13 protein-coding genes are annotated in these 20,073 nt (G+C 60.0%); 7 read left to right on the forward strand and 6 right to left on the reverse strand.

From position 1 onward, the window contains the following. Nucleotides 1-87: 87 nt before the first annotated feature. From ntrC to glnA, 5 genes are all read right to left on the reverse strand, one after another. Nucleotides 88-1,524, reverse strand: a complete 1,437-nt coding sequence (gene ntrC / locus LOY68_RS01750; protein ID WP_054055303.1) for a nitrogen regulation protein NR(I) — start codon at nucleotides 1,522-1,524, stop codon at nucleotides 88-90. Further along, nucleotides 1,521-2,606: a nitrogen regulation protein NR(II) gene (gene glnL / locus LOY68_RS01755; RefSeq protein WP_054055306.1), complete on the reverse strand. Its 1,086-nt coding sequence runs from the start codon at nucleotides 2,604-2,606 to the stop codon at nucleotides 1,521-1,523. The genes ntrC and glnL overlap by 4 nt, the downstream gene beginning before the upstream one ends. 495 nt (nucleotides 2,607-3,101) lie before the next feature. Further along, nucleotides 3,102-3,722, reverse strand: coding sequence for a DUF4124 domain-containing protein (locus LOY68_RS01760; protein ID WP_054055308.1), 621 nt, complete (start codon nucleotides 3,720-3,722; stop codon nucleotides 3,102-3,104). After that, nucleotides 3,719-4,228, reverse strand: a complete 510-nt coding sequence (locus LOY68_RS01765) for a DUF4124 domain-containing protein (RefSeq protein ID WP_265042574.1) — start codon at nucleotides 4,226-4,228, stop codon at nucleotides 3,719-3,721. The genes LOY68_RS01760 and LOY68_RS01765 overlap by 4 nt, the downstream gene beginning before the upstream one ends. Before the next feature lie 244 nt (nucleotides 4,229-4,472). Further along, a complete protein-coding gene (gene glnA, locus LOY68_RS01770) occupies nucleotides 4,473-5,879 on the reverse strand; it encodes a glutamate--ammonia ligase (protein ID WP_054055312.1) in 1,407 nt (468 codons plus the stop codon). Nucleotides 5,880-6,209: 330 nt separating this feature from the next. On the opposite strand from glnA, the gene thiI reads away from it, so the two are divergent. Further along, entirely contained in the window at nucleotides 6,210-7,664 is a 1,455-nt protein-coding gene (gene thiI, locus LOY68_RS01775; protein ID WP_054055314.1) for a tRNA uracil 4-sulfurtransferase ThiI, read from the forward strand. 139 nt (nucleotides 7,665-7,803) lie between these two features. After that, on the forward strand, nucleotides 7,804-9,624 hold the full coding sequence (gene typA / locus LOY68_RS01780; RefSeq protein WP_054055316.1) for a translational GTPase TypA: 1,821 nt from the start codon (nucleotides 7,804-7,806) through the stop codon (nucleotides 9,622-9,624). A 214-nt stretch (nucleotides 9,625-9,838) separates the two neighbouring features. Here typA and LOY68_RS01785 read toward each other — a convergent pair whose 3' ends face one another. After that, nucleotides 9,839-10,279 (reverse strand): YkgJ family cysteine cluster protein, encoded by a 441-nt coding sequence (locus LOY68_RS01785; RefSeq protein ID WP_054054719.1) that lies wholly within the window; start codon nucleotides 10,277-10,279, stop codon nucleotides 9,839-9,841. Nucleotides 10,280-10,539: 260 nt separating this feature from the next. On the opposite strand from LOY68_RS01785, the gene LOY68_RS01790 reads away from it, so the two are divergent. The 5 genes from LOY68_RS01790 (at nucleotide 10,540) to LOY68_RS01810 (ending at nucleotide 20,004) form a co-directional block, all read left to right on the forward strand. Continuing rightward, complete coding sequence (locus tag LOY68_RS01790) at nucleotides 10,540-12,990, forward strand: glycogen/starch/alpha-glucan phosphorylase (protein ID WP_054054715.1); 2,451 nt, start codon at nucleotides 10,540-10,542, stop codon at nucleotides 12,988-12,990. Nucleotides 12,991-13,174: 184 nt separating this feature from the next. After that, nucleotides 13,175-16,777, forward strand: a complete 3,603-nt coding sequence (locus tag LOY68_RS01795) for a DUF2339 domain-containing protein (RefSeq protein WP_265042577.1) — start codon at nucleotides 13,175-13,177, stop codon at nucleotides 16,775-16,777. Further along, the gene (locus tag LOY68_RS01800; RefSeq protein ID WP_265042578.1) at nucleotides 16,774-18,147 is read left to right on the forward strand and encodes a DUF3999 domain-containing protein; all 1,374 of its coding nucleotides are present in this window, start codon (nucleotides 16,774-16,776) and stop codon (nucleotides 18,145-18,147) included. The genes LOY68_RS01795 and LOY68_RS01800 overlap by 4 nt, the downstream gene beginning before the upstream one ends. A 239-nt stretch (nucleotides 18,148-18,386) precedes the next feature. After that, nucleotides 18,387-19,397 carry a class 1 fructose-bisphosphatase gene (locus tag LOY68_RS01805; protein WP_054054707.1) on the forward strand — a complete coding sequence of 337 codons (1,011 nt, stop codon included), beginning with the start codon at nucleotides 18,387-18,389 and terminating at the stop codon, nucleotides 19,395-19,397. A gap of 4 nt (nucleotides 19,398-19,401) precedes the next feature. Then, entirely contained in the window at nucleotides 19,402-20,004 is a 603-nt protein-coding gene (locus LOY68_RS01810; RefSeq protein WP_163907820.1) for a DUF924 family protein, read from the forward strand. Nucleotides 20,005-20,073 lie beyond the last annotated feature (69 nt).

Raw genomic sequence — 20,073 nt, forward strand, 5'->3', positions numbered from 1 at the left:
TGCGCCAATTTTGAAATGGCGCAAACCCCGTAGGAGCGAGGCTTGCCCGCGAAAGGATCTAACGGTTAGCGAAGAGCTAAGGGCTGCTTAACCCTCTTCCCCCTCATCATCATCCCCACCATCGACCTTCATCCCCAATTCCTTGATCTTGCGCGTCAGGGTGTTACGCCCCCAACCCAGCAAAACCGCAGCATCGCGACGGCGGCCGGCGGTGTGCTTGAGGGCGGTTTCGATCATGATCCGCTCGAACGCCGGCACGGCGCTGTCGAGCAGGCTCGATTGACCACGAGCCAACGCCTGATCAGCCCACTGGCGCAGCGCTTGCTCCCAGTTGGTCACCGGCGCCGAATCCTGCGGCAGGTTCAGCAGCTCTGGTGGCAGGTCGCTGATGTGCACTTCGCGACCCGAAGCCATCACCGTGATCCAGCGGCAGGTGTTCTCCAACTGACGAACGTTGCCGCCCCACGGCAGGTTCTTCAGGTATTCCTCGGTTTCGCTTTTCAGCAGCTTCGGCTCCACCGCCAGTTCTTGCGCGGCGCGGCTGAGGAAGTGCTTGGCCAGGGTCGGGATGTCTTCGCGACGGTCCGACAGCCGTGGGATATGAATGCGGATCACGTTGAGGCGGTGGAACAAGTCCTCACGGAATTTCCCGGCGTGCACCAGGGTTTCCAGGTTCTGGTGGGTCGCGGCGATGATGCGCACATCGACCTTCACCGGCGTATGACCGCCAACGCGGTAGAACTCGCCGTCCGCTAACACCCGCAGCAAACGGGTCTGGGTGTCCGCCGGCATGTCGCCGATTTCATCGAGGAACAACGTGCCGCCGTCAGCCTGTTCAAAGCGCCCGCGACGCAGGTTGGCCGCACCGGTGAACGCGCCTTTCTCATGGCCGAACAGCTCGGATTCCATCAGGTCTTTCGGGATCGCCGCCATGTTCAGCGCAATGAACGGCGAGGCCGCGCGTGGGCTGTGGCGGTGCAGGGCGTGGGCCACCAGTTCTTTACCGGTGCCGGATTCGCCGTTGATCAGCACGGTGATGTTGGAGTGGCTCAAGCGTCCGATGGCGCGAAACACTTCCTGCATCGCCGGCGCTTCACCGATGATTTCCGGGGTGCGGGTCAAGGCGACCGGGACTTCCAGGCCTTGCTGTTCCTGGGCGTGCTGGTTGGCACGCTTGACCAGGGACACCGCTTCGTCGACATCGAACGGCTTGGGCAGGTATTCGAACGCGCCGCCCTGGTAGGAGGCGACAGCGCTGTCCAGGTCGGAGTGGGCGGTCATGATGATGACCGGCAGCCGTGGGTGTTGTTCGCGAATCCGCGCCAAAAGGTCCAGGCCACTGGCACCCGGCATGCGGATGTCGGAGATGATCACGTCCGGCTGCTGGCGCGCCAGGCGGCTCATCACGCCATCGGCGCTGTCGAAGCTTTGCGTGGTCATGCCTTCTTGCTGCAAGGCTTTTTCCAGGACCCAACGGATAGAACGGTCGTCATCGACGATCCACACGGTTTCACTACGGCTCATGTCGATGTGGCTCCTTGTTCCAGTGGCAGAAAGATCGAGAAAGTGGTGTGGCCTGGGTGGCTGTCACACTCGATCAAGCCCTGGTGCTGGCTGATGATGTTCTGGGTAATGGCCAGGCCCAGCCCGGTACCGTCCGGGCGGCCGCTGACCATTGGAAAGAAGATGGTTTCCTGCAAATCCGCAGGAATGCCCGGACCGTTGTCGATGATCTCGATCTTGGTCACCAGGCGATGTCGCACGTGGCCGATGGTGAACTGGCGCATGGCGCGGGTGCGCAAACTGATGCGGCCCAGGCGCAGCTCGTTCTGGCTGCTGATGGCCTGCATCGCGTTGCGCACGATGTTCAGCACGGCCTGGATCATCTGTTCGCGATCGATCAACACGTCGGGAATGCTTGGGTCGTAGTCGCGCACCAAGGTGATGCAGCCCTGGCTTTCGGCCTCAACCAACTGACTGACCCGCTCCAGTACTTCGTGGATGTTGCACATGGCCAAGGACGGCAGTTTGTTCGAGCCGAGCATCCGGTCCACGAGGTTTCGCAGGCGATCGGCTTCTTCGATGATCACGTTGGTGTAGTCGCGCAGGCTTTCTTCCGGCAGCTCGCGGGCGAGCAATTGCGCGGCACCGCGAATCCCGCCCAGCGGGTTCTTGATCTCATGAGCGAGGCCGCGTACCAGCATCTTGCTGGTTTCCTGCTTCGACAGCTGCGCCTCTTCCTTGGTGATCCGCAGCAAGCGGTCACGGGGGTGGACTTCCAGCAGCAGCATCGTGTCGCCGTTACTCAGGATCGGCGTGACCGCGTAATCAACGGTCAGGGTCTGGCCGGTGAGGGCGGTGAGCATCGCTTCGCGCTTGGTGAACGGATGCGCTTGCTCGACGGCCTGGCGCAGGGAATTCAAGGCTTCAGTAGATTCGGTGAACAACTCACTGATGAACTGCCCATGGCTACGCTGGCCGCTGATGGCCAAGAGCATTTCCGCCGCCGGGTTCATGTACTCGAGGCGCAGTTCGGCGTCGAGCAGGATGGTGGCGGTGGTCAGGTTGTCGAGTAATAGTCGATGCAGTGCGTCGCTAATGGTCATAGTAGGGCGTGCTCACCGTAAATGGCGAATCGCGTTGGCGCTGTGATCGCGCCAGGCAAGGCGCAGGACGCAGAGAATGACGTTCCCTTTTCAAGTCCTGCAACGCAGCATGGCGCGATCACAGCGCCAACCCGAAGGGCAAAGCCCCACGAGACGCAATCCGTTGTTATTCGTCGTTCATTTGGAGCGACCAAACTTCTCTCCTCATGCCTAGTCTTGCGTCTCGTGGGGCTTTGCGCGATCGCCATTTACGGTGAGCACGCCCTACACCCTCTTTTGGAGCAGGGTGCGCGCAACAAATGAGCGCTGATGCGGGGAAAATGCAAAAACCAAACCAAAGCTCCGAAAAGAAGCGTTTGAGGCCTGAAACGGGCGTTTGACGCTCGATCGCGTGGCGTTCTGCCAGCTTTTGCGGGTACTTTCGAACCAAAATGGGCTTGGATGTGGGTACGGTGCACCCTATCGCACCAATATAGTGCGCAAACCTGAACGAGGTTAGAAGAACTTCAGGAAGGGATTTTTTTCTTCAGGAGGTTTGTCTTTGAGTGGACATTCCGGCCGTTGGCCGTAGTCGGTGAGGGTGCAAGGCTTGACCTTGCGCTTCTGCGCCAGGGAAATGCGCAGCATGTGGAACGGCTGATTGGCTGTGCGTTCGACGGTGCGACCCTGTTCGTCGAGGATTTCCACCGACAGGTTATGGCTGCCGCGATCGATATTGCTCAAGGCGAACACCGGACTGATGCCAGGTTCAGCGGTGGGCTGGCCGTCGAGTAACAAACGGTAGCGATGACCGCGCTGCAAGCCGGGTTCGCTGGTAACGCTGACGATCAACTCGCCGGCACTGCTGCGGACCGTGGTGTCTGGTTCCGGCACCAGTACCCGCAGCATGTCGTAGTGGAACAGCGGTTGTTCTTCCGGCTTTTGCGCGGCGATCACCGGCGCAGCGTTGGTCGGGTTGGCGGACATTCGATTGCTGGTGGCCAGCGGCACACGCTTGGCATTGCCGGGGCGCGGTTGGTCGGTGAAGACTCGATTGCCCTGGGCGTCGACGTAGGTATAGACGTCGGCCATTGCCGGAAAGGCGATCAGGCAGATGATCAACAGCCAGCCCTTCAAGGCGTGTGTACCCGTTGCACAGTGAGCGTCACGCTGGGGCTTTGCTGCACGACGCTTTCGCCGTTGATCACCTGGACTGCGAGGCTGTGCTCGCCGCGATCGATGTTCACCAGTTGCAGGATCGGCACGTTGCTCGGCTGGCCATAAGGTTGTTCGTCCAGCAACAGCCTGAACAAATGCGTGCCTTGCAGGCGCGGTTTGATTAGCACGCTGACGGTGAAGGTGCCGTTGTTGGCGCGCAGGGCTTCGGTGGTGGGCAGGCCGGTCAACTCCAACACCTCGTAGGCGTTGTGCGGTTGTTCGCGGCTGCTGGCTTCGGCAGGTGGGGTGACAGGCGCCGAGGGCGGGACACTGTTGAGTGGCGGCAACTCCACCGGCTGCGCCTTGACCCCATCCGGCGGTTGATTGCTGTAGGCGGTGTTGCCGTTGGCGTCGGTGTACTTATAAATCTGCGCTGCGGCGGGCAGGGCGATCAGCAGCAACATCAGGAGAAAACCACGACCCATAAAATCGACCGGAAGCGAAGGTGTTGGGTTGCAGCATAGGTCAGGGCTGGCGATAGACCCAAGTCGTTAACATTTTGGTATGGAAAAGCAGGATCAAAAGATCGCAGCCTTCGGCAGCTCCTACACGGTGTACGCGTTCCAATGTAGGAGCTGCCGAAGGCTGCGATCTTTTGATTTTGCCCACAAAAAAGCCTCCCGAAGGAGGCCTCTTTTTGTCGCGCCGCGTGCAGCCGACGCTACCGGATCAGCAGCTGTAGTACAGCTCATATTCCAGTGGGTGTACGAAGGTGCGGACCTTGATTTCTTCTTCGCTTTTCAGAGCGATGTAAGCGTCGATGAAGTCGTCGGAGAACACGCCGCCTTTGGTCAGGAACGCGCGACCTTTGTCCAGCTCTTCCAGGGCTTCTTTCAGGCTGCCGCAAACTTGTGGGATCTCTTTCGCCTCTTCAGGCGGCAGGTCGTACAGGTTTTTGTCAGCTGCGTCGCCAGGGTGGATCTTGTTCTGGATGCCGTCCAGGCCAGCCATCAACAGTGCAGCGAAGCCCAGGTATGGGTTAGCTGCTGGATCCGGGAAGCGAGCTTCGATACGGCGAGCGCGAGGGCTGGACACGTAAGGAATACGGATCGAAGCGGAACGGTTACGAGCCGAGTAGGCCAGCATTACCGGAGCTTCGAAACCTGGGACCAGACGCTTGTAGGAGTTGGTCGACGGGTTGGTGAAGCCGTTCAGGGCCTTACCGTGCTTGATGATACCGCCGATGAAGTACAGGGCAGTGTCGGACAGGCCGGCATAACCTTCGCCAGCGAAGGTGTTCTTGCCATCTTTGGCGATGGACAAGTGAACGTGCATACCCGAACCGTTATCGCCGTACAGAGGCTTAGGCATGAAGGTCGCGGTGCGGCCGTATGCATCAGCAACGTTGTGTACGCAGTACTTCAGGGTCTGAACTTCGTCAGCCTTGGCGACCAGGGTGTTGAACTTCACGCCGATTTCGTTCTGGCCAGCAGTCGCCACTTCGTGGTGGTGAACTTCGATGGTCAGGCCCATTTCTTCCATGGCGTTGCACATGGAGGTACGGATTTCGTGGTCGTGGTCGAATGGCGGAACCGGGAAGTAGCCACCTTTGATACCTGGACGGTGGCCGCGGTTGCCGCCTTCCACGTCCTGGTCGGACATCCACGAACCTTGTTCGGAGTAGATTTTGAACATCGAGCCGGAGATGTCCGACTTGAACTTAACCTGGTCGAAGATGAAGAATTCTGGCTCTGGACCAACGAATACGGTGTCGCCGATACCGGTCGACTTGAGGTATTCCTCGGCACGCTTGGCGATCGCACGTGGGTCACGGTCGTAGCCTTGCATGGTCGAAGGCTCGATCACGTCGCAAACCAGGATCAGGGTCGGCTCTTCGGTGAACGGGTCGAGGACGGCAGTGCTGTCGTCCGGCATCAGGATCATGTCGGAGGCTTCGATGCCTTTCCAGCCAGCAATGGAGGAACCGTCGAACATTTTGCCTTCTTCGAAGAAAGCGTCATCCAGCGCGTCGCGAGCCGGCATGGTCACGTGGTGCTGAGTGCCTTTGGTGTCCGTGAAGCGCAGATCAATCCACTTGACGTCATGATCTTTGATGAGTTGAACCGACTTCGACATAGTGTCCTCCGGGTGGCTTCGGGCTTAGTAGTGGATGCCCTTAGAATGTGGGTGATGCCGGCGCGAATACTCTGCCAAGGCAACCTGCCTCACAAGGGAGCAAATTGCATGCCAGTGCCCCACCATGGGTTTTTTGCCCCAATATCACGCTTATAGAGGTGCATTGCGCCGCAAAGCTGAAATAACTGCCCCGTAATGTAGCGTCTATTTCAACAAATGACCCGTTTTGGTGCGCGCGAAACCTTCTGCATATTAACTGGTTAAACCTTGAGCAATTTCCGCTATAATCCGCGCCCCCCTTTTTCGGCTGGCCCAGCGCGCGCTGTTTTCATGAAACTAATCGTAAAAGTCTTCCCCGAGATCACCATCAAGAGCCGCCCGGTACGGATGCGTTTCATCCGCCAATTGGCCAAGAACATCCGTGCCGTGCTCCGCGATCTGGACCCGGCTGTGGTGGTGAACGGTGTGTGGGACAACCTCGAGCTGGAAACCCGCGTCACTGAGCCCCGGGCCCTGAAGGAGATGACCGAGCGCCTGAGCTGCATGCCGGGCATCGCGCATTTCCTGCAGGTCGATGAATACCCGCTGGGTGACTTCGACGACATCGTTGCCAAGTGCAAGCAGCACTACGGCGATGCACTGGCCGGGAAGATCTTTTCGGTGCGCTGCAAGCGCGGCGGGCATCACACCTTCTCGTCCATGGACGTGGAGAAATACGTCGGCAGCCAGCTGCGTCGTCAGTGCGGCGCCGCCGGGATTTCGCTGAAAGAGCCGGAAATCGAAGTTCGCATCGAAATTCGCGACCAACGGTTGTATGTGATCCACAGCCAGCACAACAGCATCGGCGGTTATCCGCTGGGAGCGCTGGAACAGACGCTTGTATTGATGTCCGGCGGCTTTGACTCGACAGTCGCCGCCTACCAGATCATGCGCCGTGGCCTGATGAGCCATTTCTGCTTCTTTAATCTGGGCGGACGGGCCCATGAACTGGGCGTCATGGAAGTCGCGCACTTCATCTGGAAGAAGTACGGCAGCTCCCAACGCGTGTTATTTGTCAGTGTGCCATTCGAGGAAGTACTGGGAGAAATTCTCGGGAAAGTCGATAACAGTCATATGGGCGTAGTTTTGAAGCGTATGATGTTGCGCGCTGCGTCGAAGATTGCCGATCGGCTGGACATCGATGCGCTGGTCACCGGTGAGGCGATCTCCCAGGTTTCGAGCCAGACGTTGCCGAACCTGTCGTTGATCGACTGTGTGACCGAGAAGCTGGTCTTGCGCCCGCTGATCGCCAGTCACAAGCAGGACATCATCGATCTGGCCAACGAAATCGGGACTGCCGACTTCGCCAAGCACATGCCGGAATACTGCGGGGTCATCTCGGTGAACCCCAAGACCCACGCCAAGCGCAACCGCGTGGAGTACGAAGAACAACAGTTCGACATGGCGGTCCTCGAGCGTGCGCTCGAAAACGCCAAACTGGTGCCGATCGATCGCGTGATCGACGAATTGGGCCAGGACTTGCAGATCGAAGAAGTCAGCGAAGCACTGGCGGGCCAGATCATCATCGACATCCGTCACCCGGATGCCGCTGAAGACGAGCCGCTGGAACTTGCTGGCATTGAGGTACAGACGATGCCGTTTTATGCATTGAACGCTCGTTTCAAGGAACTGGACCCTACTCGCCAGTACCTGCTGTATTGCGACAAAGGCGTGATGAGTCGCCTGCATGCCCACCATTTGCTCAGTGAGGGGCATGCCAATGTGCGCGTTTATCGACCGAGCTAAGTGCCCGGGGCTGTTTGCCTGTGGCCTGCGTCACCGGCCCCCCGACGCCGCCGTCAAGCTGTAACGGCTTTGCCGGACTCTACTGTTAATCGCTGCCAAGACTTGTCAGCACACCGAATCCTCTGATCGAGATACACAAGTGATCGAAAATCTACGCAACATCGCCATCATTGCTCACGTTGACCATGGTAAAACCACCCTGGTAGACAAACTCTTGCGTCAATCCGGCACCCTGGAGCGCAACGAGCTCAACGACGAGCGCGTGATGGACTCCAACGACCAGGAGAAAGAGCGCGGTATTACCATTCTGGCGAAAAACACCGCCATCAACTGGAACGGCTACCACATCAACATCGTGGACACCCCGGGCCACGCCGACTTCGGCGGCGAAGTTGAACGCGTAATGTCGATGGTTGACTCCGTTCTGCTGCTGGTTGACGCTCAAGACGGCCCTATGCCGCAAACCCGTTTCGTGACCAAGAAGGCTTTCGAAGCCGGCCTGCGTCCAATCGTGGTCATCAACAAGGTTGACCGTCCAGGCGCGCGTCCGGACTGGGTTCTGGACCAGATCTTCGACCTGTTCGACAACCTCGGTGCTACCGAAGAACAGCTGGACTTCAAAGTTGTCTACGCCTCGGCCCTGAACGGCATTGCCGGTCTGGAACACACCGACATGGCTGAAGACATGACCCCGCTGTACCAGTCGATCGTCGACAACGTACCTGCGCCGAAAGTCGACCGTGATGGTCCGTTCCAGATGCAAATCTCGGCTCTGGACTACAACAGCTTCCTGGGTGTTATCGGCGTTGGCCGTATCGCTCGTGGCCGCATCAAGCCGAACACTCCGGTTGTCGCTATCGACGCCGACGGCAAGAAGCGTACCGGTCGTATCCTGAAGCTGATGGGTCACCACGGTCTGCACCGTATCGACGTTGAAGAAGCAGCTGCCGGCGACATCGTCTGCATCAGCGGCTTCGACCAGCTGTTCATCTCCGACACTCTGTGCGACCCACTGAACGTCGAAGCGATGAAGCCGCTGACCGTTGACGAACCAACCGTTTCCATGACCTTCCAGGTAAACGACTCGCCTTTCTGCGGTAAAGAAGGCAAGTTCGTGACTTCCCGTAACATCAAGGAGCGTCTGGACAAAGAACTGCTCTACAACGTTGCCCTGCGCGTTGAAGAAGGCGACACCGCCGACAAGTTCAAAGTCTCCGGCCGTGGTGAGCTGCACCTCTCGGTACTGATCGAAACCATGCGTCGCGAAGGCTTCGAAATGGGTGTTGGTCGTCCGGAAGTGATCATCCGCATGGTTGACGGCGTCAAGCACGAACCGTACGAAAACGTGACCATCGACCTGCCAGAAGAATCGCAAGGTTCGATCATGGAACAGATCGGTATCCGTAAAGGCGACCTGACCAACATGGTTCCGGATGGCAAGGGCCGTGTGCGCCTTGAGTACAACATCCCGGCTCGTGGCTTGATCGGTTTCCGTAACGAGTTCCTGACCCTGACCTCCGGTGCAGGCATCCTGACCTCGATCTTCGACCGTTACGACGTGATGAAGTCCGGCGACATGTCCGGCCGTCAGAACGGCGTGCTGGTTTCGGTTGCTACCGGTAAGGCTCTGACTTACTCGCTGGAAACCCTGCAAGCTCGCGGCAAACTGTTCCTCGGTCACGGTGAAGACGTGTACGAAGGTCAAATCGTCGGCATCAACAGCCGCGACAACGACCTGGGCGTTAACCCAACCAAAGGCAAGAAGCTCGACAACATGCGTGCCTCGGGTAAAGACGAAACCATCGCTCTGGTTCCGCCTATCCGTTTCACCCTGGAACAAGCTCTGGAATTCGTTCAAGAAGACGAATTGTGCGAAGTCACTCCTAAGTCCATCCGTCTTCGTAAGAAGATCCTGGGCGAAAGCGAGCGTACCCGCGCTGCCAAGAAGTCCGGTAACTGAGTTATTTAGTTAGCTGACAAAAAAACGCCCCCGACCGCAAGGTCGGGGGCGTTTTTGTTTGTCTGGGGTTTGTGCGGTGTTTGTGTCGGCCTCTTCGCGGGCAAGCCTCGCTCCTACAGGTTCGGGTGATACGCGATTGCCGCGAACGACGTAATACCCCTGTAGGAGCGAGGCTTGCCCGCGAAAGCAATCTATCAGGCAGCGAGATTTCGGATCAGAACTTCTCGAGGGTACGGCGACTGGCGCTGGTCTCACGCACAATTTCTTTGGGCTTGTAAGCGCAATACCCCGGCCGCGGGCCGATTTTCGGGTGGTTGCGGCAAGTATCCGGGCGCTTTTCATAAATAGTGCACAGACGGCTCTTACGATCCAGGTACAGGCAATCGTTGTTGCTCATGCGCTGGAGGGTGAAGATCTCGGTCTTCTGGCTGTAACGCTCGACGATCCCTTCCTTCTGCAGGCGCTTGGCGATGTTTTTCGCCGGCTCGCCGCGCTCGAACTCGTCGACGATGCCGATGCGGATCAGATCCTTGATCTTGACCTCGACCGGCAAGGTGCAGCAGCTCGACACGCAGGAACCGCACATCGGGGCAGAATATTTGGCCCAGGTATCGAGGCGGTCGATCTCCGCGGCGGCGATCAGGTTGGACTTCATCATCGGTTGTTACCAGCGTGTGCATCAGGGCGCGCGATCATACCGGGACTGGTGGATTTTTGAACAACCTTTCGCCAGTTTTTTTCAGGATCGCCCAATAATTGCCGTTAATCCGGCACGGCCCCTGCATTGATTCAGGTACATGACAATGTAATGCCGGCCTATCTCGCACTATCAGGAAAAACTGCCGAACCAGAGCCCATACCGCCTGTCAGACCGTCTAGGCTCAGACAACTCAAAGCTCGCTCGAGGTCCTATCGATGACTCAAGAACCACTTGTTCGCGAAGCAGAGGTGGCCGCATTCCGCGACGCCGTCTTGACCAAACTCACCTACGCGGTGGGCAAAGACCCGGATCACGCCTTCGACCACGACTGGTTCGAAGCTATTGCGCTGGCAGCGCGCGACCACATGGTCGAGCACTGGATGGATCACACGCGGCAGATCTACCGCAAAGGCCAGAAGCGGGTTTACTACCTCTCCCTGGAATTTCTTATCGGCCGCTTGCTCTACGACAGCCTGAGCAACCTCGGCCTGCTCGACGTCGCCCGCGAAGCGTTGACCGAACTCGGTGTCGACCTGGAACGCATTCGCCTGCTGGAGCCCGATGCGGCCCTGGGCAACGGTGGCCTCGGTCGCCTGGCTGCGTGCTTCATGGAAAGCATGTCGACCCTCGGCATCGCCGGCCATGGTTATGGCATTCGTTATGAACACGGCTTGTTCCGCCAGGCCATCGTCGATGGCTGGCAACAAGAGCAGACCGAACACTGGCTGGATTTCGGTAACCCGTGGGAGTTCGAACGCCCAGAAGTGGTCTACCCGATCGGCTTTGGCGGCAGCGTTGAAACCGTTACCGACGAAGCCGGCAAGACCAAGCAAGTCTGGACCCCGGCGGAAACCGTGCGGGCGATTGCCTACGACACTCCGGTGGTCGGCTGGCGCGGTGCGAGCGTCAACACCCTGCGTCTGTGGCGTGCCCGCGCCGTCGAAGATTTACACCTGGAACGCTTCAACGCCGGCGACCACTTGGGCGCTGTGGCCGAAGTGGCCCGGGCCGAAAGTATTTCCCGTGTCCTCTATCCTGCGGACAGCACCGAAGCCGGCCAGGAATTGCGCCTGCGTCAGGAATACTTCTTCGTCGCCGCGTCCCTGCAGGATTTGCTGCGCCGCCATCGCAACATGCACACCTCGGTGCTGACCCTGGGCGACCACGCGGCGATCCAGCTCAACGACACTCACCCGTCGATCGCTGTGGCCGAGCTGATGCGGCAACTGGTCGACGTCTACGATGTCGCGTGGGATGCCGCGTGGCAGGTGACGGTCGATACGCTGTCGTACACCAACCACACGCTGTTGCCAGAAGCCCTGGAAACCTGGCCGGTCGGTTTGATGGAACGCATGCTGCCGCGACACATGCAGATCATCTATCTGATCAACGCCCAACACATCGACTCGCTGCGGGCCAAAGGCATTCACGATTTCGACGTGCTGCGCGCAGTGTCGTTGATCGAGGAAGACAACGGCCGCCGCGTGCGCATGGGCAACCTGGCGTTCCTCGGCTCCCACAGCGTCAATGGCGTGTCCGCGCTGCACACGCAGCTGATGCGCAAAACCGTGTTCTCCGAACTGCACAAGCTCTACCCGGAGCGGATCAACAACAAAACCAACGGCATCACCTTCCGCCGCTGGCTCTACCAGGCCAACCCCGAACTCACGTCGATGCTGGTCGATGCCCTCGGGCCGGACTTGCTGGATAACCCGGAAGAGCGCTTGCTTGATCTGGAGCCGTTCGCCGAGAAGACCGCTTTCCGCAAAGCCTTCGCCGATCAACGTCTGCACAGCAAGAAAGCCCTGGCGTATCTGATTCATGAACGGCTGGGCATCGCGGTCAACCCGGCGGCGATGTTCGATGTGCAGGTCAAACGGATCCACGAATACAAACGCCAGTTGCTCAACCTGATGCACACGGTTGCGCTGTATCAGGCGATTCGTGCCGAGCCGGAAATCGACTGGGTACCGCGAGTAAAAATCTTCGCTGGCAAGGCTGCGGCCAGTTATCACCAGGCCAAGTTGATCATCAAGCTGACCAACGACATCGCCCGGGTGGTCAACAACGACCCGACCGTGCGCGGTTTGCTCAAGGTGGTGTTCTTGCCTAACTACAACGTCAGCCTGGCGGAAAGCATTATTCCGGCGGCGGATTTGTCGGAGCAGATTTCCACGGCGGGCTTCGAGGCGTCGGGCACCAGCAACATGAAGTTCGGCCTCAACGGCGCGCTGACCATCGGCACGCTCGATGGCGCCAACGTCGAAATGTGTGAGCGCATTGGCGCGGAGCACATGTTCATCTTCGGCCTCAGTGCGCAGCAGGTTGAAGCGCGCAAGCAAAACCACGAGTTCAATGCCGCACCGGATATTGCGGCGTCCCATCGTCTTAATGACGTGCTGCAAGCGATTCGCGGCGGGGTGTTCTCGCCGGATGATCCGTCCCGTTACACCGGGTTGATCGATTCGCTGGTGGACTACGACCGCTTCCTGGTTTGCGCCGATTTTGACTCTTACTGGGACGCGCAGATGCGCGTTGAGGCGCACTGGCACGATTCCCAGGAATGGTGGCGTTCGGCGGTGTTGAACACCTCGCGCATGGGCTGGTTCTCGTCGGATCGGACGATTCGTGAGTACGCCACGGAAATCTGGAAGGCTTTGGAGTAACTTCTCGATCGGCTCGATATACTAGCGCCCCGAAAAGATCGCAGCCTTCGGCAGCTCCTACAGTCAGTGTTCACCTAATATGGGTGGGACGCGGTCGGTGTAGGAGCTGCCGCAGGCTGCGATCTTTGCTGTTCGGGCTGCGCCAATCCTATCGGATTGGCCTCTGTGCTTAGGGATATCGACCATGCAATGGATCTTGATGCTGATTGGTTTGGCGCTGGGCTGGATGCTCGATGAGTCGTTCAGCGATGCGCTGTTGGGTGCGCTGCTCGGGTTGGGCATCGGCCAGGCCTTTCGCATTGGCCGCTTGAGTTCGCAATCGGACCGGCAACGCCTGCTGCTTGAACAGGCACAGGTGGCGCTGAATGCGGTGCAGCAACGCCTGGCGTTGTTGGAGATGTCCGGCGTCAAAGCGCCAGAGGCCAGTCAGCCCGAAGCGATTCACCCTGAAGTCAGCGAGCCCGTTGCACCCCCGGAATTCATTCTCGACGAAATCCCTGTCCAAGCTCCGGAACTGATCTGGGAACTCCCGCCCGAACTCGAATCGATCACCGGCGCCGCTAGCGAAGCCAGCCGTCCGCTGCCCGCCGATGTGTGGACCCCGGAACCGGTCGCCCGCGAACCCCGAAAACCCGCCGCACCTCGCGAACCCAACATTTTCGACCGCGCCGTCACCGGTGCGCGCAACTGGCTGTTCGGTGGCAACACCGTGCTGCGAGTCGGTGTGGTGCTCTTGTTTCTCGGCCTGGCATTCCTGCTGCGCTACGCCACCGAAGGCATGGTCGTGCCGATCGAAATGCGTTACGCCGGGGTTGCCGCCAGTGCGTTGGGCTTGCTTGGCCTGGGCTGGTGGCTGCGCCATCGCAACAACCATTACGCGCTGATGCTGCAAGGCACCGGGATTGCCGTGTTGTACCTGACGGTGTTCGCCGCGATGCGCTTGCACCCGCTGCTCGACCCCACGGCAGCCTTGGGCCTGCTGGTGGCGGTGACGGTGTTCTCGGCGATTCTGGCGATCACCCAGGATTCCCTGGCACTGGCCTGCGCCGCCGCGCTGGGCGGTTTCGCCGCGCCGATATTGACCTCGACCGGCGCCGGCAACCACGTCGCGCTGTTCAGTTACTTCGCGTTGCTCAACACCGGCATCCTCGCCATCGCCTGGTTCAAGGCGTGGCGACCGCTCAACCTGATCGGTTTTGTCGGCACGTTCGGCATCGGCTTCGCCTGGGGCCTGCGCTCCTACACGCCCGAGTTGCTGTGGAGCACCGAACCGTTCCTGATTCTGTTCTTCCTGATGTACCTGGGCATCGGCCTGTTGTTCACCCGGCGCAAGCTGTTGGAGATGACCGATGCACCGGCGAACGACGATCGCCAGGCGCTGCTGAATTGGTCGGCGCGCAAGGGCGATTACGTCGACGGCACGATGCTGTTCGGGCCGCCGCTGGTGGGCTTCGGTTTGCAGTTCGCGTTGGTCCAGCATCTGGAATTCGCGGCCGCGTTCAGCGCGCTGGCACTGGGCATGATCTACATGGCCCTGGCTCGTTTGCTGATGGGCGGCCGCGCGTTGTTGCTGGCGGAAACCTGTCTGGCGCTGGGCGTGATCTTCGCGAGCCTGGCGATTCCGCTGGGGCTAGATGCACGTTGGACTGCTGCGGCCTGGGCCGTGGAAGGCGCAGGGATCTTCTGGCTCGGCCTGCGTCAGCAACGACCGCTGGCCCGCGCCTTTGCCTTGTTGCTGCAACTGGGTTCGGCACTCGCGTTTCTCAGCAAATTGCAGCCCGGCGAAAGCAGCCTGCTGGACGGTTCATGGCTGGGTGCATTGATGCTCGGCGTCGCGTTGCTTTTCAGTTTCTACCAGTTGCGCAAAGCCTTGCCGGAACAGGCGTCGGCGTGGGAGCGCCAGGGCCTGCCGGTGTTGGCGTGTCTCGGCCTGACCTTCCTTTATCTGCTGGCGCCGTTGTTCTTCCTGACCCACGGCACGGCGATCAGTTGGGCGCTGGCCGGGTTGGCGACGCTGTTCGTTGGCTTGCGCCTGCAATCGCGTACGTTCCTGTTCACCGCGTTTGCCGTGCAGTTGCTGGGCGGTGCGTTGTTCCTGTTGCGCCTGAAAGGGGCGAGCGGGGATTCCGCTGCTGTGTTCAGCGCCGGATGGAGCGGGCTGCTTAGCGCCTCGCTGATTGGCCTGGCGTTGATCGCCGGCATGTTGCTCGCAGCCCGTGACGAGATGGTGCGCAACGATGTCCGGTTGCTGCGCGGCTTGTCGGTGGTGCTGCTCGCCGGCCTGGTGCTGATCAACCTCGCGGTGCTGTTCGTGCTGCCATGGCAAACCGCGAGTGCGGTGTGGGCGGCCAGCGGGTTGTTCATCATCTGGCTGAGTCTGTACCTCAAGCAGCGCGTGAGTTTTGTCTTTGGCTTGCTGTTGCAAGTGATCGGCGGCGCGGCATTCCTGTACGCCGGGCCGGATCTGCTGGGGCCGTTGGCCAGTGAAGGTTTGAAACCTCTGGCCCACAGCGGTTTCTGGACACCGCTGGTGCTCGGCCTGGCCGCGCTGGTCGGTGCCTGGCGCTTGCAGTTGGGTAATCACGCTTCGTCGTTCGATGCATTGAGCCTGAATCGCTTGTCCGAATTGTTGCTGGTGTGGGGCGTGGGTTGGTGGGCGCTGGCGTGGATCAGCGAAGTGCTGCGCTTTGCTCCGCTTAACCTGCAAGCGACATTGTTGTTGGCCGTCGCGGCGCTGAGTGTGGCGCTGTGGACGCTGTTGTCGCTGCGATTGAAATGGCCGTCGCTGGGCTTGGTCTGCACCTTCCTGATTCCGGCGGCGGGGCTGGTGTTGCTCTCTGCGTGGCATTCGCGATATCACCCGGCGGCCGACTTTGGCTGGCTGGTGTGGGCGGCGGTGTTCGTCGTGCACTTCATTTCCCTGCGGCGTTTGGCGCCGATGCTGCCGGCGCGCGCCCTCAGCACCGCGCATGTGCTCGGCTGTTGGCTGTTGATCGGTGTGCTGGCGCTGGAGCTGCGTTACGGCTTGCTGCTGTTGTCCGAGCAGTACAACGCCTGGCGTTGGTTGGGCTGGGCGATTCTGCCGAGCCTGTATCTGGAGCTGGCCGCCGCGCCGCGTAACTTCCCATGGCCGGTGTCGGCGTATTCCCGTGAATACCGTGTCTACGCCGCCGCGCCGTTGGCCTTGCTGATGCTCGGCTGGTTCTGGCTGGCGAACGGTGTCAGCGACGGCACCGCCGAGCCGCTGCCTTATGTGCCGCTGATCAACCCGCTGGAATTGGGCCTGCTGTTTGCGCTGTTCGGCGTTTACGTGTGGTCGCGCAGCGCGGTGGCGCAATTTGCCTTGCCGAAGGTGTACGCAGAGAACGCCACGCAGCTGATCGCCGGCGCTTCGCTGTTCGTGTTTTTCTCCGCCGTGGTCACGCGCACCGCGCACCACTGGGGCGGCGTACCGTTCGAGCTGGATCAACTGCTGGCGTCGATGCAGGTGCAGGCTGGTCTGTCGATCGTCTGGACCTTGATGGCGCTGGGCTTGATGATCGGCGGCCATCTGCGTCATCGCCGTGAAGTCTGGCTGATCGGCGCCGCGCTGATTGGCGTGGTGGTGGCCAAACTGTTCTTTGTCGAATTGAGTAACCGTGGCGGACTTGCGCGGATCGTCTCGTTTATCGGCGTTGGCGTGTTGTTGCTGGTGGTGGGCTATTTCGCCCCGCTGCCGCCCAAGCGTGCCGAGGCTGCGCCGGAATCTGAAAGTCCGGCCCCTGAAACCGAAGGAGTGTCGTCTTGAGTCAGAAGCTGAACCTGGGTTGGTTGGGCGCTGTTGCGATGGGCGTGGCGCTGTCGGCCAGCGCCCAGGAGAAACCTTCGGACTTCAGCACTCAAGTGCCGTTGTCCGTGAGCGGCGAGGGGCCGTGGTATCGCCTCGAATTGCCGCTGAGCGTGCAATTGAACGCACGGCAAACCGATCTGAGCGATGTGCGCGTGTTCAACGCGGCCGGCGAAGCCCAGGCCTATGCCTTGGCCAGGGAAACCGCGCAATCCGCCGAAAACCGTAGCACCACTGACGTGAAGTGGTTCCCGCTGTACAGCTCGGCGGACGCCACCGAGCGCGCGCCGAGCGTGCGCGTGCAATCGAGTGCCAACGGCACGCTGGTGGAAGTGCAGCCGTCCACTCAGTTGGAGGCGGGGGAAGAAGTGTTGCGTGGCTGGTTGCTCGACGCCAGCGGGATCAAGGCGCCGTTGCAGCAGTTGATCCTCGACTGGACCAGCGAACGCGACGGCTTCCAGCGGTTCAGCATCGAAGCCAGCGACGACTTGCAGCATTGGCAGTCGTGGGGCGAAGGGCAAGTGGCGCGGTTGTCGTTTGCCGATGAGCGAGTCGAGCAACACGAAGTCGGTCTGCCGGGGCAATCGGCGCGCTATCTGCGATTGCTGTGGAACTCTCCGCAGTCGGCGCCGGTGCTGACCTCGGCGCAACTGGAAAGCGCCAGCACCCGCAGTCTGCCGTTGCCGTTGGTCTGGTCGCAACCGTTGGCCGGCATACGGTTGAAGGACGGTGAATACACCTGGCAATTACCGATGGGGCTGAATCTCGAGCGGGTGCAGGTCGAGTTGAGCCAGCCCAACAGTCTGGCGCCGGTGACCCTGTCCGGTCGTCGCGAAAGCAGTTTGCCGTGGCAGTCACTGAGCGGCGGTCTGCTCTATCGCCTGACTCAGAATGGCCAGGACGTGGTGCAGAACGAATTGCAGCTGTCGGGGCAAACCGTGCAGCAATTGAAACTGACCGTGGATGAACGCGGCGGAGGCTTGGGTGCTGAAGCACCGACCGTGAAATTTGCCGTGCGCTCGACGCAAGTGGTGTTCCTGGCGCGTGGCGCCGGGCCGTATACCCTGGCGCTGGGCAGTGCGACGGTGAAGACGGCGAACTTGCCGTTGTCGACGTTGATCCCGGACTACAGCCCGGCGAAGTTCTCGGCCTTGGGCAAGGCTACGGTTGATAGCGGGGCAGCGGTAACACAGGCGCCGACGGCGGTGGCTGCTGCCACGGCTGACACCAACTGGAAGAAATTCGGGTTGTGGGCAGTGTTGTTGCTAAGTGTGCTGTTTCTGGCGGTGATGGCGTTTAGTCTGCTGCGCAAGCCGCCGGTCAAACCTTAAGAATGGTGGGTGCCGCGCCATTCGCGAGCAGGCTCGCTCCCACATTGGAATGCGTACTCCTGTGGGAGCGAGCCTGCTCGCGAATAGCGATGTGCCGGCCGGTAAAGATGTCGGTTTCGAACTACGCTAAACCCCGCACATGAACTCTATTGGGCGTATCACGTCTGATAGAAGGAAATGCGCCCCGACTCGCGTTAAACTGCGCGGGTTTTTAGCCCCCCATTCCACCGGAGCCTTCCATGTCCCGCGTTACCCTGAGTCGCTATTTGATTGAGCAGACCCGTAGCAACAACACCCCTGCCGATCTGCGTTTCCTGATCGAAGTGGTGGCGCGCGCCTGTAAAGAAATCAGCCACGCCGTCTCCAAGGGCGCCCTCGGTGGTGTTCTGGGCAGCATGGGCACTGAAAACGTCCAAGGCGAAGTGCAGAAGAAGCTCGATGTGATGTCCAACGACATCCTGCTCGAAGCCAACGAATGGGGTGGTCACCTGGCCGGCATGGCGTCCGAAGAAATGGACAATGCCTACCAGATCCCGGGCAAATACCCGAAAGGTGCGTACCTGCTGGTATTCGACCCACTGGACGGTTCGTCGAACATCGACATCAACGCGCCGGTCGGTACTATCTTCTCGGTGCTGCGTTGCCCGAACGAATACCTGACCCAGAACGAGCCTTTGAACGAAAAGGCCTTCCTGCAGCCAGGCACTCAGCAGGTTGCCGCCGGTTATGCGATTTACGGTCCACAGACCATGCTGGTGCTGACCCTGGGCAATGGCGTCAAAGGCTTCACCCTGGACCGTGAAATGGGCAGCTTCGTGCTGACCCACGAAGACATCACGATCCCGGAATCCACTCAGGAATTCGCAATCAACGCCTCCAACCAGCGTCACTGGGAAGCCCCGGTACAACGCTACGTTGGCGAATTGCTGGCAGGCGATGAAGGCCCGCTGAAAAAGAACTACAACATGCGCTGGGTGGCCGCGATGGTTGCCGACGTGCACCGTATCCTGACTCGTGGTGGTCTGTTCATGTACCCACGCGACAGCCGTGAGCCGTCGAAGCCGGGCAAACTGCGTTTGATGTACGAAGCCAACCCGATGTCTTTCCTGGTCGAACAAGCCGGCGGCGCGTCCACCGATGGTCACCAGCGCATCCTCGACATCCAGCCGGACGGCCTGCACCAGCGCGTAGCGGTGTTCCTGGGCTCGAAAGAAGAAGTCGCACGCGTCACGGCTTACCACAAGGAATAAACCCATGACCGCGCCCTGGCAGCCGTTGCTCGAATGGTGGTTCGGATCAGCCGAAGCCCCCAACGACGTAGCGGCTGACAGGGAAAAGTTATGGTTCGGCAAGCGCGACAGCCAGGACCTCGAAGCGCGTGAGCGTTTCGGGGACTGGGTCGAGCAGGCACTGGCTGGCGGTTTGACCGACTGGGCGCAACGCCCCGAAGGTTGGCTGGCCCTGGTGCTGCTACTCGACCAACTCCCGCGAATGATCTTTCGCGACACCCCCAAATCCTTCTCTGGCGATCTCCGGGCTCAAGCCCTGGTGGCGCAAGGCATTGCCGCAGATTTTGATCGGCAGTTAAAGCCTATCCAGAGGGTTTTCATCTACCTGGTGTTCGAGCATTGCGAGAATCTGGCGGTGCAAAACGAGGCGGTTTCGCGGTTTATCGCGCTGGTTGATGAACAGCCGGAAGCCGATCGCGCAGTGTTTGCCGATAACCTGGACTATGCCGAGCGGCATCAGAAAGTGATTGCGCGGTTTGGACGGTTTCCGCATCGCAATGGGGTGTTGGGGCGGGAGTCTACGGCGGAGGAAATTGAGTTTCTTTCGGGGCCGGGATCAAGGTTCTGAATTTTCGTTGTTGCTGATGCCGCCTTCGCGGGCAAGCCTCGCTCCTACAGGTAACGCTCTGTAATCCTG

It is taken from the genome of Pseudomonas sp. B21-053 (genome assembly GCF_026016365.1).
Classification (GTDB): domain Bacteria; phylum Pseudomonadota; class Gammaproteobacteria; order Pseudomonadales; family Pseudomonadaceae; genus Aquipseudomonas; species Aquipseudomonas nunensis.

What these genes read in the sequence shown, in the direction of transcription:
- glnA (WP_054055312.1), bottom strand. Translation starts at nt 5,879, where the DNA reads ATGTCGAAGTCGGTTCAACTCATCAAAGATCATGACGTCAAGTGGATT.
- LOY68_RS01765 (WP_265042574.1), bottom strand. Translation starts at nt 4,228, where the DNA reads ATGGGTCGTGGTTTTCTCCTGATGTTGCTGCTGATCGCCCTGCCCGCC.
- thiI (WP_054055314.1), top strand. Translation starts at nt 6,210, where the DNA reads ATGAAACTAATCGTAAAAGTCTTCCCCGAGATCACCATCAAGAGCCGC.
- LOY68_RS01795 (WP_265042577.1), top strand. Translation starts at nt 13,175, where the DNA reads ATGCAATGGATCTTGATGCTGATTGGTTTGGCGCTGGGCTGGATGCTC.
- LOY68_RS01790 (WP_054054715.1), top strand. Translation starts at nt 10,540, where the DNA reads ATGACTCAAGAACCACTTGTTCGCGAAGCAGAGGTGGCCGCATTCCGC.
- glnL (WP_054055306.1), bottom strand. Translation starts at nt 2,606, where the DNA reads ATGACCATTAGCGACGCACTGCATCGACTATTACTCGACAACCTGACC.
- LOY68_RS01805 (WP_054054707.1), top strand. Translation starts at nt 18,387, where the DNA reads ATGTCCCGCGTTACCCTGAGTCGCTATTTGATTGAGCAGACCCGTAGC.
- LOY68_RS01785 (WP_054054719.1), bottom strand. Translation starts at nt 10,279, where the DNA reads ATGAAGTCCAACCTGATCGCCGCCGCGGAGATCGACCGCCTCGATACC.
- LOY68_RS01810 (WP_163907820.1), top strand. Translation starts at nt 19,402, where the DNA reads ATGACCGCGCCCTGGCAGCCGTTGCTCGAATGGTGGTTCGGATCAGCC.
- ntrC (WP_054055303.1), bottom strand. Translation starts at nt 1,524, where the DNA reads ATGAGCCGTAGTGAAACCGTGTGGATCGTCGATGACGACCGTTCTATC.